Origin of the sequence: Pseudomonas sp. DD1, from assembly GCF_044510355.1 — a bacterium.
Classification (GTDB): Bacteria; Pseudomonadota; Gammaproteobacteria; order Pseudomonadales; family Pseudomonadaceae; genus Aquipseudomonas; species Aquipseudomonas shahriarae.
Window position 1 is genome coordinate 37,799 of record NZ_MSAJ01000012.1, and the last position, 13,829, is coordinate 51,627.

The 13,829-nt window shown below is 62.3% G+C and carries 15 protein-coding genes; 11 read left to right on the forward strand and 4 right to left on the reverse strand.

Annotated elements, in window-relative coordinates; all coding sequences use genetic code 11:
- Positions 1-7: 7 nt before the first annotated feature.
- A complete protein-coding gene (locus PSFL_RS11745; RefSeq protein WP_120733581.1) occupies positions 8-1,018 on the reverse strand; it encodes a GlxA family transcriptional regulator in 1,011 nt (336 codons plus the stop codon).
- Positions 1,019-1,070: 52 nt separating this feature from the next.
- Entirely contained in the window at positions 1,071-1,493 is a 423-nt protein-coding gene (gene hpaR, locus PSFL_RS11750; protein ID WP_057441641.1) for a homoprotocatechuate degradation operon regulator HpaR, read from the reverse strand.
- Positions 1,494-1,706: 213 nt separating this feature from the next.
- Here hpaR (PSFL_RS11750) and PSFL_RS11755 point away from each other — a divergent pair, with 213 nt between their 5' ends.
- Complete coding sequence (locus tag PSFL_RS11755) at positions 1,707-2,963, forward strand: OprD family porin (protein WP_273866910.1); 1,257 nt, start codon at positions 1,707-1,709, stop codon at positions 2,961-2,963.
- On the opposite strand, the gene hpaA is transcribed toward PSFL_RS11755, so the two are convergent.
- Positions 2,964-3,857, reverse strand: a complete 894-nt coding sequence (gene hpaA / locus PSFL_RS11760; protein ID WP_057441645.1) for a 4-hydroxyphenylacetate catabolism regulatory protein HpaA — start codon at positions 3,855-3,857, stop codon at positions 2,964-2,966.
- Positions 3,858-3,984: 127 nt separating this feature from the next.
- On the opposite strand from hpaA, the gene PSFL_RS11765 reads away from it, so the two are divergent.
- From PSFL_RS11765 to hpaI, 8 genes are all read left to right on the forward strand, one after another.
- A complete protein-coding gene (locus PSFL_RS11765; RefSeq protein WP_057441647.1) occupies positions 3,985-4,650 on the forward strand; it encodes a fumarylacetoacetate hydrolase family protein in 666 nt (221 codons plus the stop codon).
- On the forward strand, positions 4,647-5,417 hold the full coding sequence (locus tag PSFL_RS11770; RefSeq protein WP_057441649.1) for a fumarylacetoacetate hydrolase family protein: 771 nt from the start codon (positions 4,647-4,649) through the stop codon (positions 5,415-5,417). The genes PSFL_RS11765 and PSFL_RS11770 overlap by 4 nt, the downstream gene beginning before the upstream one ends.
- Before the next feature lie 5 nt (positions 5,418-5,422).
- A complete protein-coding gene (gene hpaE, locus PSFL_RS11775; protein ID WP_057441651.1) occupies positions 5,423-6,883 on the forward strand; it encodes a 5-carboxymethyl-2-hydroxymuconate semialdehyde dehydrogenase in 1,461 nt (486 codons plus the stop codon).
- A 68-nt stretch (positions 6,884-6,951) separates the two neighbouring features.
- The gene (hpaD, locus tag PSFL_RS11780) at positions 6,952-7,809 is read left to right on the forward strand and encodes a 3,4-dihydroxyphenylacetate 2,3-dioxygenase (RefSeq protein WP_273878916.1); all 858 of its coding nucleotides are present in this window, start codon (positions 6,952-6,954) and stop codon (positions 7,807-7,809) included.
- 80 nt (positions 7,810-7,889) lie between these two features.
- Positions 7,890-8,282 carry a 5-carboxymethyl-2-hydroxymuconate Delta-isomerase gene (locus PSFL_RS11785; RefSeq protein ID WP_115128600.1) on the forward strand — a complete coding sequence of 131 codons (393 nt, stop codon included), beginning with the start codon at positions 7,890-7,892 and terminating at the stop codon, positions 8,280-8,282.
- A 45-nt stretch (positions 8,283-8,327) separates the two neighbouring features.
- Complete coding sequence (locus PSFL_RS11790; RefSeq protein ID WP_057441655.1) at positions 8,328-9,632, forward strand: MFS transporter; 1,305 nt, start codon at positions 8,328-8,330, stop codon at positions 9,630-9,632.
- A 12-nt stretch (positions 9,633-9,644) separates the two neighbouring features.
- Complete coding sequence (hpaH, locus tag PSFL_RS11795) at positions 9,645-10,448, forward strand: 2-oxo-hept-4-ene-1,7-dioate hydratase (RefSeq protein WP_057441657.1); 804 nt, start codon at positions 9,645-9,647, stop codon at positions 10,446-10,448.
- Between the two features lie 18 nt (positions 10,449-10,466).
- A complete protein-coding gene (gene hpaI / locus PSFL_RS11800; RefSeq protein WP_397470080.1) occupies positions 10,467-11,267 on the forward strand; it encodes a 4-hydroxy-2-oxoheptanedioate aldolase in 801 nt (266 codons plus the stop codon).
- Positions 11,268-11,415: 148 nt separating this feature from the next.
- Here the strand turns inward: hpaI and hpaR (PSFL_RS11805) are convergent, their stop codons facing one another.
- Positions 11,416-11,838, reverse strand: a complete 423-nt coding sequence (hpaR, locus tag PSFL_RS11805) for a homoprotocatechuate degradation operon regulator HpaR (RefSeq protein WP_057960125.1) — start codon at positions 11,836-11,838, stop codon at positions 11,416-11,418.
- Between the two features lie 206 nt (positions 11,839-12,044).
- On the opposite strand from hpaR (PSFL_RS11805), the gene PSFL_RS11810 reads away from it, so the two are divergent.
- A complete protein-coding gene (locus tag PSFL_RS11810) occupies positions 12,045-13,343 on the forward strand; it encodes an FAD-binding oxidoreductase (protein WP_057441663.1) in 1,299 nt (432 codons plus the stop codon).
- A 29-nt stretch (positions 13,344-13,372) separates the two neighbouring features.
- The gene (locus PSFL_RS11815; RefSeq protein ID WP_057441665.1) at positions 13,373-13,738 is read left to right on the forward strand and encodes a cupin domain-containing protein; all 366 of its coding nucleotides are present in this window, start codon (positions 13,373-13,375) and stop codon (positions 13,736-13,738) included.
- Positions 13,739-13,829 lie beyond the last annotated feature (91 nt).

Sequence of the window (13,829 nt, forward strand, 5' to 3'; positions counted from 1 at the left end):
GGGGGGGTTACTTCACCAGCCGGGTTTCCTTTGAAGGCCGGTAGCCAAAGTAGGCGCTGTAGCATTTGCTGAAGTGGCTGGGCGACACAAACCCGCAGGCCACCAGCACTTCGACCTGGGACAGTTCGGTGTGCTGCAGCAGGCGCCGGGCCTCGGTGATGCGCAGCTCCATGTAGTAGCGCTGCGGTGTGGTGCCCAACTGCTCGCGGAACAAGCGCTCCAGCTGGCGCCGCGAGCGCCCGGCATACACCGCCAGTTGCTCCAGGGCCAGGGGTTCTTCGAGGTTGGCATCCATCAGGCGCACCACCTCGCGCAGCGGCGCACTCACGCAGATATTTTCGGCGGGCTTGATCCGCCGGTAACGCGACTCCTCAAACGCCAGGATATCTTCAATGCCCTCCACCAGCGCCTTGTCGTGCAGGCTCTTGATCCAGTCCAGGGCCATATGGAACGCGCCCGAAGGGCTGGACGCGCTCAAGCGGTCGCGATCAATCACATAGGGCTCGCTGCTGACCTGGGTGGCCTTGGCGATTTCCGTCAGGGCCGGGCGATGTTCCGGGTGAATGGCGCAGCGATAGCCGTCCAACACCCCGGCCTTGCCCAGAAACCACGCGCCATTCCATAAGCCGGCGAGGACCACACCCTGTTGCGCCGCAGCCTTGAGCAGTTCGATAAAGCTTTCACCGGCCTTGAGCTGGGTGCGATAGCCGCCGCAAATCACCAACAGATCGAGGTCGCCCAGGGCGTTATGGTCGAGGCGCGCGTCCGGGCGAATCACCAGGCCCAGGTCGCTGATCACCTCCTGCTCGTCCAGGCCGAAAGTGCGTGAAGTGAACAACCCCGGGCGCAGCAGGTTGGCGGTGATCAGGGTGTCCAGCGCCTGGGTGAAGGCCGGCAGGGAAAAGTGTTCCAGCAACACAAACCCTGCACGCACCTGGCGTTGGGCCTGGCCCGGGGTTTCGTTCAGGTAGCGCAGGTTCTTGCCTTTCATCCCGCCGCTGAATTGCCGTCTTTCCATGAGTGTTCAACCTGTGTGCGGCGCGGTATGAGGCGCCATCGCCGGCAACAGCTTAGGGCTTGATGTTTTTCAACTGGTTGAGCAAGTCGAGCAGTTGCTGCAATTGCTCTTCGCCGAACTGTTCCTGGATCTTCTGGTAGTTGCTTTCCATCCCCGCGCTCATCTCGACGAAGCACTGTTGCCCCTGCTCGGTGAGGGTCACGAACACCCGGCGCTGGTCTTCGCTGGACTTGCGCCGACGCACGATGCCGTCGCGTTCCAGGCGCGCCAGCACGCCGGTCATGCTCGGTTTGAGGATGCAGGCCAGGTGCGCCAACTGATGACTCTCCAGTTCGCCCTGCTGGCGCAGGATCCGAATCACCCGCCACTGCTGCTCGGTCAATTGATGTTCATTGAGCAACGGCCGGAAAAACGCCATGGCGGCTTCGCGGGCCTGCAGCAGGGTCAGCGTCAGGGAAGGTCTGGGAGTGGACATGGCTCACGCACAAAAGAGATCGAAGCGTCGAAGCTTAGGGTCGGCTCCACGGGCATGCAAGCCGGCCGCCACACAAACTCGTTAACCTCGACACGAATTATTTTAAAGCAGCGCAAATTGTCTACCTATAATAAATATAACATGTTAACAATATGCCACTCCCTTCAGCGATCCGAAGGGCGATACCTACAAAAACAACAAAAGGAATCTGTCATGCATTTGCGCCTCCTTCCCCTGGCGGCCAGCGCCGGCCTGTGCGCTACGTTCAGCCCTTTGAGCGCCTACGCCGAGTTTATCCAGGACAGCAAGGCCAGCCTCGACCTGCGCAACTTCTATATGAACCGCGACTTTCGCCAAACCCACGCGCCGCAGAACAAGGCCGATGAGTGGGCCCAAGGCTTTGTGCTGCGCCTGGAGTCGGGCTACACCGAAGGCCGGGTGGGCTTTGGCGTGGATGCCCTGGGTGAGCTGGGGGTCAAGCTCGACTCCAGCCGCGACCGCCGTGGCACCGGGCTGCTGCCGTATGGCGCCAGCCAGCAGCCCGTCGACAATTACAGTGAACTGGGCCTGACGGCCAAGGTGCGGGTCTCGAAAACCGTGCTCAAGGCCGGCACCCTGCAGCCGCAGTTGCCTGTGGCCGCCTACAACGACACCCGGCTCCTGCCTTCGACCTATACCGGCGAGTTGCTCACCTCCCAGGACATCGCCGGCCTGACCCTGAACCTCGGCCGCCTGGAAAAACAGAACCTGCGCGACTCTTCCAGCAACGACGCGATGAGCTACGCCGGCGTCGACAGCAGCCACCTGGACCTGGCCGGCGGCACCTATGCAATCACCCCACAGCTGGCGACGACTTACTACTACGCACAGATGCAGGATATCTACCGCCAGCACTTCATCGGCCTGGTGCACGACCTGCCGCTGAGCAACGGCATGAGCCTGCGCAGCGACCTGCGCTACTTCGATACCCGCGAACAGGGCAGCCATGAATTGCGCGGCGCTTCGCGGGTGGATGGCGGGCGCATCGACAACCGGTTCTTCAACGGCATGCTGAGCCTGTCGACAGGGGCGCACAAGTTCGGCCTGGGCTACCAGAACCTGTCAGGCCATGGCGATTTCGCCTACCCCGGCATGGACCCCTACTCGGTCAACCTGGTAACCATCAATGTGTTCACCAAGGCCGAGACCGATGCCTGGCAAGCGCGCTATGACTACAACTTCGCCGCCCTCGGCCTGCCGGGGCTGACCTTTATGACGCGCTATGTGGACGGCAGCCATGTGCAGACCGCCAGCGTGCGCAATGGCCGCGAATGGGAGCGCGATACCGACCTGACCTACACCGTGCAGAGCGGGCCGCTGAAAAACGTCAACGTCAGGCTGCGTAACGCGACCCTGCGGTCGAGCAACGGCCTGACCAGTGATATCGACGAAAACCGCATCATCGTCGGCTACAGCCTGGCGCTGTGGTGATCAACGCAGGCCCGATTGACGCAGGCGGTACTCCCCCGGCGTCATCTGTGCATAACGCTGGAAGAACCGGCTGAAATAGGCCGGGTCCTTGAACCCCAACTGGTAGCAGATTTCATTCGCGGAACTGCCGGTAAACAGCAGCAGACGCCGGGCTTCCTGCATCAGCCGTTCCAGCACCAGGCGCTTGGACGGCAGGTCGGCAATACGCCGGCATACGTCGTTGAGCCGCGCCTCGGTCACGCCAATGTGCTCGGCGTACGCCGACAGCGGCCAATGCAGCAAATAGTGGTCTTCGATCAGTTCATTGAAGCGATGGAAGATGCGCAAGTCTTCGTGGCGCGCCGGGCGTGCTTCCAGGGAATTGGCGCACAGGCGCAGCAGGCTGATCATGATCAGGCGGGTCAGGCTTTCCAGGGCTGTCGCCCGCCCGGCGCCCGTGCTGTTGACCTCGTTGCACAGCTCGTCGAACAGCCACTCCAGCCGCTTGATCTCGGGCTCAAACGTGGGTGCCAGGCGTGCCAGCGCGACGCAGGCGGGCGGTATCTGCGGGCCGGGCGCGAGGCTCGGGTCGGCATCAATCAGCGCCCGTACCAGTTGCTGGCGCACGGTCAGGACATGGCCGTCGGCATCGGCTTCGGTGACAAAGGCATGGGCTACCGTGGGCGGCGTGAGAAAAAACATCGGCCCGGATTCCAGGTACTGCTGATCGTCGAGGTAGACCCGCACGGCGCCGCTCTTGACGTAATGCACCTGGAAAAACCGGTCATGCCGATGCACGGGCATATTGCGCCCGAAAAACCCCGCCAGGTTGCCGAGCCGGTCGTAATGCACGTCGGCATCGCTGTAGCGCTGGTCGTAGACCTGGCCGATGTTGATGTTGGGGATCGGTTTCACAGGCGCCTCTTTATTGTTTTTTGCACCCGATGATTTTGCCACGCTTGACGGTAGTTAACATATTAATTATAACGTTAACACATTAACGAACTGCCTCCAGAGCAGTCGCCATCGCCAGGAGAAATCCATGAGCCGTACCCTGCATGATGTTGCCAGCGGCACCCTGTTCGGCGTCGCGCTGAACTACCAGGGCTTGCTGAACCAGCGTCTCGCCGAATTCGAGCAGCCGCCGTACCAGAAGCCGCCGGTCAAGCCGGTGCTGTTTATCAAGACCCCCAACACCCGCAACAGCCATGACGGCATCGTGCTCCAGCCCCACGGCGAACGCCTGCAACCGGGCCCTGCCCTGGGCGTGGTGATTGGCAAAAGCGCCAGCCGCGTCAGCGTGGAAAATGCCCTGGAGCACGTGGCGGGCTACGTCATCGTCAATGAGTTCAGCCTGCCGGAAGACAGCTACTACCGCCCCGCCGTCAAAGCCAAGTGCCGCGACGGGTTCTGCGCCCTGGGCCCTGAACTGGTGGCCCGCGAGCAGATCGCCAACCCCCATCAGTTGAGCCTCAAGCTGTTCGTCAATGGCGAGCTGCGCCAGCAGAACACCACGGCCAATTTTGTGCGCGACATTCCCCGCTTGATCGCCGAAATCAGCGAGTTCATGACCCTGCATGCGGGCGATGTGCTGATCACCGGCACGCCTGAAGGCCGGGTGGATGTGCAGCCCGGCGACACCGTCGAAGTCGAGATCAGCGGCCTGGGCCGCCTGGTCAACCACATCCAGGCCGAGGAACACCCATGAAACACGCCCGTATCCGCTATGCAGGCCAGGTCCATCAGGTCCACGTCGAAGCCGATAACGCTGTGCGCCTGGCCGATGGCCGGCTGCTGGCCGAAGATCAGGTTGAGTGGCTGCCACCGGCCACCGGCAATATGTTCGCCCTGGGCCTGAACTACGCCGACCATGCCGCCGAGCTGGCCTTCGCCCCGCCGACCGAGCCGCTGGCCTTTATCAAGTCGCCAGGCACCTACACCGGGCACAACCAGATCACCTGGCGCCCGGACAACATCGCCTATATGCACTACGAGTGCGAGCTGGTGGCGGTGATCGGCAAGCCGGCGCGCAACGTCAAGCGCGAGGACGCCCTGGAGTACCTGGCCGGCTACACCGTGTGCAACGACTACGCGATCCGCGACTACCTGGAAAACTACTACCGCCCCAACCTGCGTGTGAAAAACCGCGACGCCACCACCCCGGTCGGCCCATGGATGGTCGACGTGGCCGATGTGCCGGACCCAGGCAACCTGACCCTGCGCACCTGGATCAACGGTGAGTTGCGCCAGGAAGGCAGCACCCGCGACATGATTTTCGATATCCCCTACCTGATCGAATACCTGTCCAGCTTCATGACCCTGCAACCCGGCGACATGATCGCCACCGGCACCCCCGAAGGCCTGGCCGATGTGGTGCCAGGGGATGAAGTGGTGGTGGAAGTGCAAGGCGTCGGCCGCCTGGTCAACCGAATTGTCAGCGAGGCGGACTTTTTCGCCGCCCGGAAAGAGGCTTGAACCCCATGATCAAACACTGGATCAACGGCCGTGAGGTCGAAAGCAAAGACACCTTCATCAACTACAACCCCGCCACCGGCGAGGCGATTGGTGAAGTGGCCAGCGGTGGCGCCGAAGAAGTCGCCCAGGCCGTGGCTGCGGCCAAGGAAGCCTTCCCGAAGTGGGCCAACACCCCGGCCAAGGAGCGCGCGCGCCTGATGCGCAAGCTCGGCGAACTGATCGAGCAGAACGTACCGCACCTGGCCGAACTGGAAACCCTGGACACCGGCCTGCCGATCCACCAGACCAAGAACGTGCTGATCCCTCGGGCCTCGCACAACTTTGATTTCTTCGCCGAAGTCTGCACGCGCATGGACGGCCACAGCTACCCGGTGGACGACCAGATGCTCAACTACACCCTGTACCAACCGGTGGGTGTGTGCGCGCTGGTGTCGCCATGGAACGTACCGTTCATGACTGCCACCTGGAAGACCGCCCCGTGCCTGGCCCTGGGCAACACGGCGGTACTGAAGATGTCCGAGCTGTCGCCGCTGACCGCCAACGAACTGGGACGCCTGGCGTTGGAAGCAGGGATCCCCAAGGGCGTGCTCAACGTGATCCAGGGCTACGGCGCCACCGCCGGTGATGCCCTGGTGCGTCACCCGGATGTGCGGGCAATTTCCTTTACCGGCGGCACCGCCACCGGCAAGAAAATCATGCAGACCGCCGGCCTGAAAAAGTACTCCATGGAGCTGGGCGGCAAGTCGCCGGTGCTGATTTTTGAAGACGCCGACCTCGAACGGGCCCTGGATGCCGCGCTGTTCACCATCTTCTCGCTCAACGGCGAGCGCTGCACCGCCGGTAGCCGGGTGTTTATCCAGGAGAGCGTGTACCCGCAGTTCGTCGCCGAGTTCGCCGCCCGCGCCAAACGCCTGATTGTCGGTGACCCGCAAGACCCGAACACCCAGGTGGGCTCGATGATCACGCAAGCCCACTATGACAAAGTCACCGGCTACATCAAGATTGGCCTCGAAGAAGGCGCCAACCTGGTTGCAGGCGGCCTGGAGCGGCCGGCCAACCTGCCGGCGCACCTGGCACGCGGGCAGTTTATCCAGCCCACCGTGTTCGCCGATGTCAACAACAACATGCGCATCGCCCAGGAAGAAATCTTCGGCCCGGTGGTGTGCCTGATTCCCTTCAAGGACGAAGCCGAGGCCCTGCAACTGGCCAACGAGACCGAGTATGGCCTGGCGTCCTATATCTGGACCCAGGACATCGGCAAGGCTCATCGCCTGGCCCGTGGCATCGAGGCCGGCATGGTGTTTATCAACAGCCAGAACGTGCGCGACCTGCGTCAGCCGTTCGGCGGGGTCAAGGGCTCGGGGACCGGTCGTGAAGGCGGCCAGTACAGCTTCGAAGTGTTCGCCGAGATCAAGAACGTGTGCATTTCCATGGGCAGCCACCACATCCCGCGCTGGGGCGTATAACCCGCCGGGGCTGGCTACTACAGGGTCCGTAGCGCACCAACAAGAATAATGAAATCAGGAGAATGATCATGGGTGAAGTAGTCCTGGCGGCGAAAATCTGCCACGTGCCTTCCATGTACCTGTCGGAACTGCCGGGCAAGCACCACGGTTGCCGCGAGGCGGCGATTGCCGGGCACAAGGAGATCGGGCGCCGCGCCCGTGAACTGGGGGCCGACACCGCAGTGGTATTCGATGTGCACTGGCTGGTCAACAGCGGTTACCACGTCAACGGTGGCGAGCGCTTCCAGGGTACCTACACCAGCAATGAGCTGCCGCACTTCATCAAGAACATGGAGTACGCCTACCCCGGCTGCCCGGAACTGGGTGAACTGATTGCCACCGAAGCCAACCTGGCCGGGGTGCGCACCATGAACCACAACATCCCGAGCCTGGAGCTGGAATACGGCACCCTGGTGCCCATGCGCTACATGCACATGGATGTGCCCCAAGAGCAGAAATTCAAGGTGATCTCCATCGCCGCCTGGTGCGCCTGGCATCGCCTGGCAGACAGCTTCGCCTTCGGTGCCGCCGTGCGCCGCGCCATCGAGAAGAGTGATCGCAAGGTGCTGGTGCTGGCTTCCGGGTCACTGTCGCACCGCTTCTCCGACGACCGCGAAGCCGAAGCCAACATCCACAACTGGACCCGCGAGTTCGACAAGCAAGTGGATATGCACGTGGTGCAGATGTGGCGCGAAGGCCGCTTCAAGGAGTTCTGCGCGATGCTCCCGGACTACGCCGAACACTGCTTTGGCGAGGGCAAGATGCACGACACCGCGATGCTCCTGGGTTTGCTCGGCGGGCCTGAGTACAACCGCCCGGCCGAGATCATCACCGAGCCGTTCGGCAGCTCCGGCACCGGCCAGATCAACGCCATTTTCCCGCTCTGAATACAACACCCGCAGATGTGGGCGCAGCCTCGCCCGGCAACACAGCGCCCACATTAATCGCCTACAGAAGGAGGCTTTGCATGCCGCATTTCATCGCCGAATACACCGACAACCTCGAACACCAGGCCGATCTGCCAGGGCTGTTTGAAAAGGTCCACCAGGTGCTGGGAGACAGTGGCGTGTTCCCCCTCGGCGGCATCCGCAGCCGCGCGGTGCGCCTGGACACCTGGCGCATGGCCGATGGCAAGCACGACTACGCCTTCGTCCATATGACCCTCAAGGTCGGCCACGGTCGCGACCTGCCTACCCGTCAGGCGGTGGCTGAAACCTTGTTCATGGTGATCACCGAGCACTTCGCCGCCCTGCAGGCACAACGGCTGCTGGCGCTGTCCTTCGAGATGGTCGAGCTGCACCCGCAGTTGAATTTCAAACAGAACAACATCCACGCGTTTTTAAGCAACCAGGCGGGTTGACCCCCCGCCTCCCCCAACGGCCTCTCAGACAAAAAGTACAACATCATGAGCACAGCCAATACCGCCCACAGCGTCACCCTTGCCGAGCATGATCGCACCCACAGCACTGTCACCTGGCGCCTGATGCCGTTGTTGCTGATCTGTTACCTGTTTGCCCACCTGGACCGGATCAACATCGGGTTCGCCAAGATGCAGATGAGCAACGACCTGCATTTCAGCGACACGGTGTATGGCTTCGGGGCCGGTCTGTTTTTTATCGCCTACGCGCTGTTCGGCGTGCCCAGCAACATTGCCCTGGACCGCGTTGGGCCACGGCGCTGGATCGCCTGCCTGATGGTGGTGTGGGGCATCCTGTCGACCAGCATGCTGTGGATCGAAAGCTCCACCGGCTTCTACGTCCTGCGTTTTTTGCTGGGCGTGGCCGAAGCGGGTTTCTTCCCCGGGATCCTGGTGTTTCTCAACCGCTGGTACCCGGCGCGCCGACGTGCGCAGATCACCGCCCTGTTCGCCATCGCCGTGCCCATGGCCGGGGTGATTGGCGGGCCGCTCTCGGGGGCGATCCTGGAGAACTTCCACGACTTCGGCGGGATGCGCGGCTGGCAGTGGATGTTCCTGATCGAAGGCGCACCCGTGGTGCTGCTGGGCCTGGTGGTGCTCAAGTACCTGCCGGACAGTTTTGAAACGGTGAAATGGCTGGAGCCTGCGCAGAAACAACAATTGCGCGAACAGTTGAGCACCGAGGAAAAGCGCAAATCCATCACCTCCTTCGGCGGCATCCTGCGCGACCCGCAAGTGTGGCTGCTGGTAGCGATCTATTTTGCGGTGATGCTGGCGGTCAACACCCTGGCGTTCTGGATGCCCACCCTGATCCATGGCGCCGGCATCGGCCGCGACAGCCAGGTCGGCCTGCTGAGCGCCGTGCCGTACCTGGCCGGCTGCTTCTTCATGATCGGCTGCGGACGCTCCTCGGACCGCAACCGCGAACGCCGCTGGCACTTGTGTGTGCCATTGCTGATGGCGGCGGCGGGGATCGCGGTGGCCGGCCTGGCACCGGGCAACTCGCTGGTGGTGATGGGCGGCCTGATCGTCGCCGGCATGGGCGCCAGCGCCGCGCTGCCGATGTTCTGGCAACTGCCGCCGGCCTTCTTGTCCAACTGCACCCAGGCGGCCGGGATCGCCATGATCAGCTCGTTTGGCAGCATTGCCTCGTTCCTTGCGCCGTACCTGATCGGCTGGATGCGCGACACCACCCAGAGCGCCAGCCTCGCCCTGTACGTGCTGGCGCTGTTTATCGCCCTTGGCGGCCTGCTGGTGCTGCGCACCAACGCTGCCATCGTCAACCCTCAGTAAGAGACCCTTGTCATGCTTGATCCACAGCTCATCCTGCAAGCCGCCGCCCAGCTGGACCATGCCGAACGCAGCCGCGAACAGGTACGCCAGTTTTCCCTTGAGCATCCGGCGATCACGATCGAAGACGCCTACGCCATCCAGCGCGCCTGGGTCGCCCAGAAGATCAAGGGCGGGCGCAAGCTGGTCGGGCACAAGATCGGCCTGACCTCGCGAGCGATGCAGGTGTCGTCGAACATCACCGAACCGGACTACGGTGCGCTGCTCGATGACATGCTGTTTGAGGAAGGCACCGACATTCCGTTCGAGCGCTTTATCGTGCCGCGGGTCGAGGTCGAACTGGCCTTCATCCTCGGCAAACCGCTCAAGGGCCCCAACTGCACGATTTTCGATGTGCTCGACGCCACCGAGTGGGTGATCCCGGCCCTGGAAATCATCGACGCGCGTATCCAGCAGATCGACCCGCACACCAAGGCCACGCGCAAAGTGTTCGACACCATCTCCGACAACGCCGCAAATGCCGGCGTTGTCATGGGCGGCCGCGCGGTGCGGCCAACCGAAATCGACCTGCGCAAAGTGCCGGCGGTGCTGTACCGCAACGGCGTGATCGAAGAGTCCGGGGTCTCGGCCGCCGTGCTCAACCACCCGGCCAAGGGTGTGGCCTGGCTGGCAAACAAGCTGGCGCCCTACGACGTCACCTTGCTGCCGGGGCAAATCATCCTCGGCGGCTCGTTTACCCGGCCGGTGGCGGCGAGCCCGGGCGATACCTTCCATGTCGACTACGACATGCTCGGTTCGATTTCCTGCCGCTTCGTCTGACCCCTGGAGGACTGATTCATGGACATGCCTGTCAACCGCTTCAAACAGCGGCTCGCCAGCGGTGAAGCGCAGATCGGCCTGTGGCTGGGCCTGGCGGACGCGTACTGCGCGGAACTGGCGGCCAATGCCGGTTTCGACTGGCTGCTGATCGACGGCGAACACGCCCCCAACGACGTGCGCGGCATGCTCGGCCAATTGCAGGCCGTGGCGCCCTACCCCAGCGCGGCGGTGATTCGCCCGGTGATCGGCGATACCGCGCTGATCAAGCAGGTGCTGGATATCGGCGCGCAGACCCTGCTGGTGCCGATGGTCGAAAGCGCCGCCCAGGCCCGGGAGCTGGTGCGCGCCATGCGCTATCCGCCCCAGGGCATACGCGGTGTGGGCAGTGCGCTGGCGCGGGCTTCGCGCTGGAACAGCATCGACGGCTACCTGGACCAGGCCGATGCACAGATGTGCCTGCTGGTGCAGATCGAAAGCCTGCAAGGCCTGGCCAACCTCGACGCGATTGCCGCCGTCGAGGGAGTGGACGGCGTGTTTATCGGCCCGGCGGACTTGAGTGCCTCCATGGGCCACCGAGGCAATCCGGGACACCCAGAGGTGCAAGCGGCAATCGAAGATGCCATTGCGCGGATCCGCCAGGCGGGCAAGGCGGCGGGGATTCTCAGTGCCGATGAGAAACTGGCCCGGCGTTACATCGAACTGGGCGCGGGGTTTGTCGCGGTGGGGGTGGATACCACGGTGCTGATGCGTGGGTTGCAGGGGTTGGTGGGCAAGTTCAAAGACAAACCCGCGCCAGCGAGCACTGGCGGCGTCTACTAATCACCTTCAAACGCCGCAGGACCCGATGTGAGAGCGGGCTTGCTCGCGAAAGCGGTGTGTCAGTCAATATATTCGGTGACTGAACCACTGCTTTCGCGAGCAAGCCCGCTCCCACATTTTGGATGCGTGGTGTTTGAGAGATCGTGTTTCAGCGCTTGATGTTTTTCAGCTCATCCAACAGCCCCAGCAAAGTCTGCAACTTCTCCTCCCCCAGTTGCTCCTGCAAGCGCTGGTAGTTGGCCTCCATGCACTGGCTCATGGAGGCAAAACTCGCCCGCCCCTTATCCGCCAGGGTCACCAGTACCCGCCGCTGATCCTGCTCGGCCTTGCGCCGATGGATCATCCCCGCCGCTTCCATGCGCACCAGCACGCCAGTCATGCTCGGTTTGAGGATGCAGGCCAGTTCCGCCAGTTGGTAAATCTCCAGTTCATCGTGTTGATTGAGGATGCGGATCACCCGCCATTGCTGCTCGGTGAGGCCGTGCTCGTTCAGCGAGGGGCGGAAAAAACTCATGGCCGCTTCGCGGGCCTGTAGCAAAGTGAGGGTCAGGGACTGCCGGGGTTTGAGCATAGAGTCAGGGTCACGTGATATTTAGTTAATGTTTTAACGAAACTCTAACATCCCCACCCCGCGCAAGCGCTATAACTTAATGGTCGCGCACGTCCATGGCGCGCTGAATCAAAAGCCCCGGCACGCAGGATCAAGACATTGCTGCCGCCAAAGCCCCTAATGAAGACATCTGCTTTAGAGCCTTCCTTCACTTTTCAGGCTGCGCCATGATCACTATTGAAACCCCCACGTATTACACCGCGACCAAGAAGTACAACCTGAGCTTTCCCACCCTGGAGCAGGACATCGAGGCCGACGTCGTCGTGATCGGCGGCGGCTTTTCCGGGATCAACACGGCGCTGGAACTGGCAGAAAAGGGCATCACCAATATTGTCGTGCTGGAGGCGCGCTACCTGGGCTTTGGCGGCACCGGGCGCAATGGCGGGCAGATCATGGCCGGCATCGGCCACGACCTGGAGAAAATCAAGCAAGACGTCGGCGAAGACGGCCTGCGCCAAGTGTTCGAGATCAGTGACCTGGGCGCCGACATCATCAAAGACCGGATCGCCAAGTACAACATCGACGCCGATTTCTGCCATGGCTACGGCTATATGGGCTTCAACGCCCGTCAGGAAAAGACCCTGCGGGCCTGGGAAAAAGACTTCAAGTCGATCAACAGCAAGCATGAAATCCGCTTTCTCGGCGGCTCCGACGTCCAGCAGATCATCGGCTCCGACGCCTACAGCAGCGCCCTGTTGCATATGGGCGGCGGGCATGTGCATTCGCTGAACCTGCTGCTGGGCGAAGCCACCGCCCTGGCCGGCCTTGGCGTGCGGATCTTCGAGAACAGCCCGGCCCTGGAAGTCAGCTATGGCGAGCGCATCACCGTGCGCACCGGGCGCGGCTCGGTCAAGGCCAGCAAGCTGTTGTGGGCCTGTGACAGTTTTCTCAACAAGCTGGAGCCGGAGCTGCATCGCTCGACCATCAACACCTACGCATTCCAGATGATGACCGAGCCGTTGAGCGAAGAACTGATCCAGCGGATAAGCCCGATTCGCGGGGCCTACAGCGACATCCGCCCGGTGATCGACTACTACCGCGTGACCAACGAAAACCGCCTGCTGTTCGGCGCCGCCACGCCGCTGGTAGAGCACATTCCCGGCGATTTGAAAGCCTGGAACCGCAAGTTGATGCTGAAGATCTTCCCCTACCTCAAGGACGTGAAAATCGACCTGGCCTGGGGCGGCCCGATGGCCTGCAGCCCCAACCTGTTCCCCCAGATCGGCACCCTGCCGGGGCGCAGCAATGCGTTCTTCGTCCAGGGTTACTCGGGCTTTGGCGTCACCCCCAGCCACATCATCTGCAAGGTCCTGGCCGAAGGCATGAGCGAAGGCTCGGCGCGCTATGACCTGGTCAGCTCAATCCACCGCCCGACGATTATCGGCAAGGACGCAATCCGCCCCTTGCTGCTGACCGCCGGCAAATCCTGGCACCAACTGTCCGGTTACTGGAATGGTCGCCGCTAACTCCATTTTTATCCCTCAGGAGCAACTGTATGGCCCTCGTTACCCTCAAGAAAGATATCCAGCTGTCTGAACTCGACGCCTGGGGCACCGTTGCCGATCTCGGCTCCGAGATCCTCGCCGGCGAGCTCAAGGCTTTCGGCAAAATGACTTTTGGTGCGCCCACCGACAAAGTCAGCAGCGCCTATTTCGGCACCACCCAGGGCAAATTCCGCATGGTCTACCCGTTTCATGAACAAGCCACAGTGGTCACCGGCGAGGTGCGCCTGACCGACGAAAACACCGGCCAAACCACCCGCTACCAGGCCGGTGACAGCTGGTTCGTGACCCAGGGCACACCCGTGCTGTGGGAAGTGGTCAGCGAGAGTTTCGTCAAGCACTACTTCGCGGTCGCATAACTGCGTTGCTTGGTGTGGGAGTGGGCTTGCCCGCGATGGCGGTGGATCAGTTAAGTACTTCTAATCTGACACTCCGCAATCGCGGGCAAGC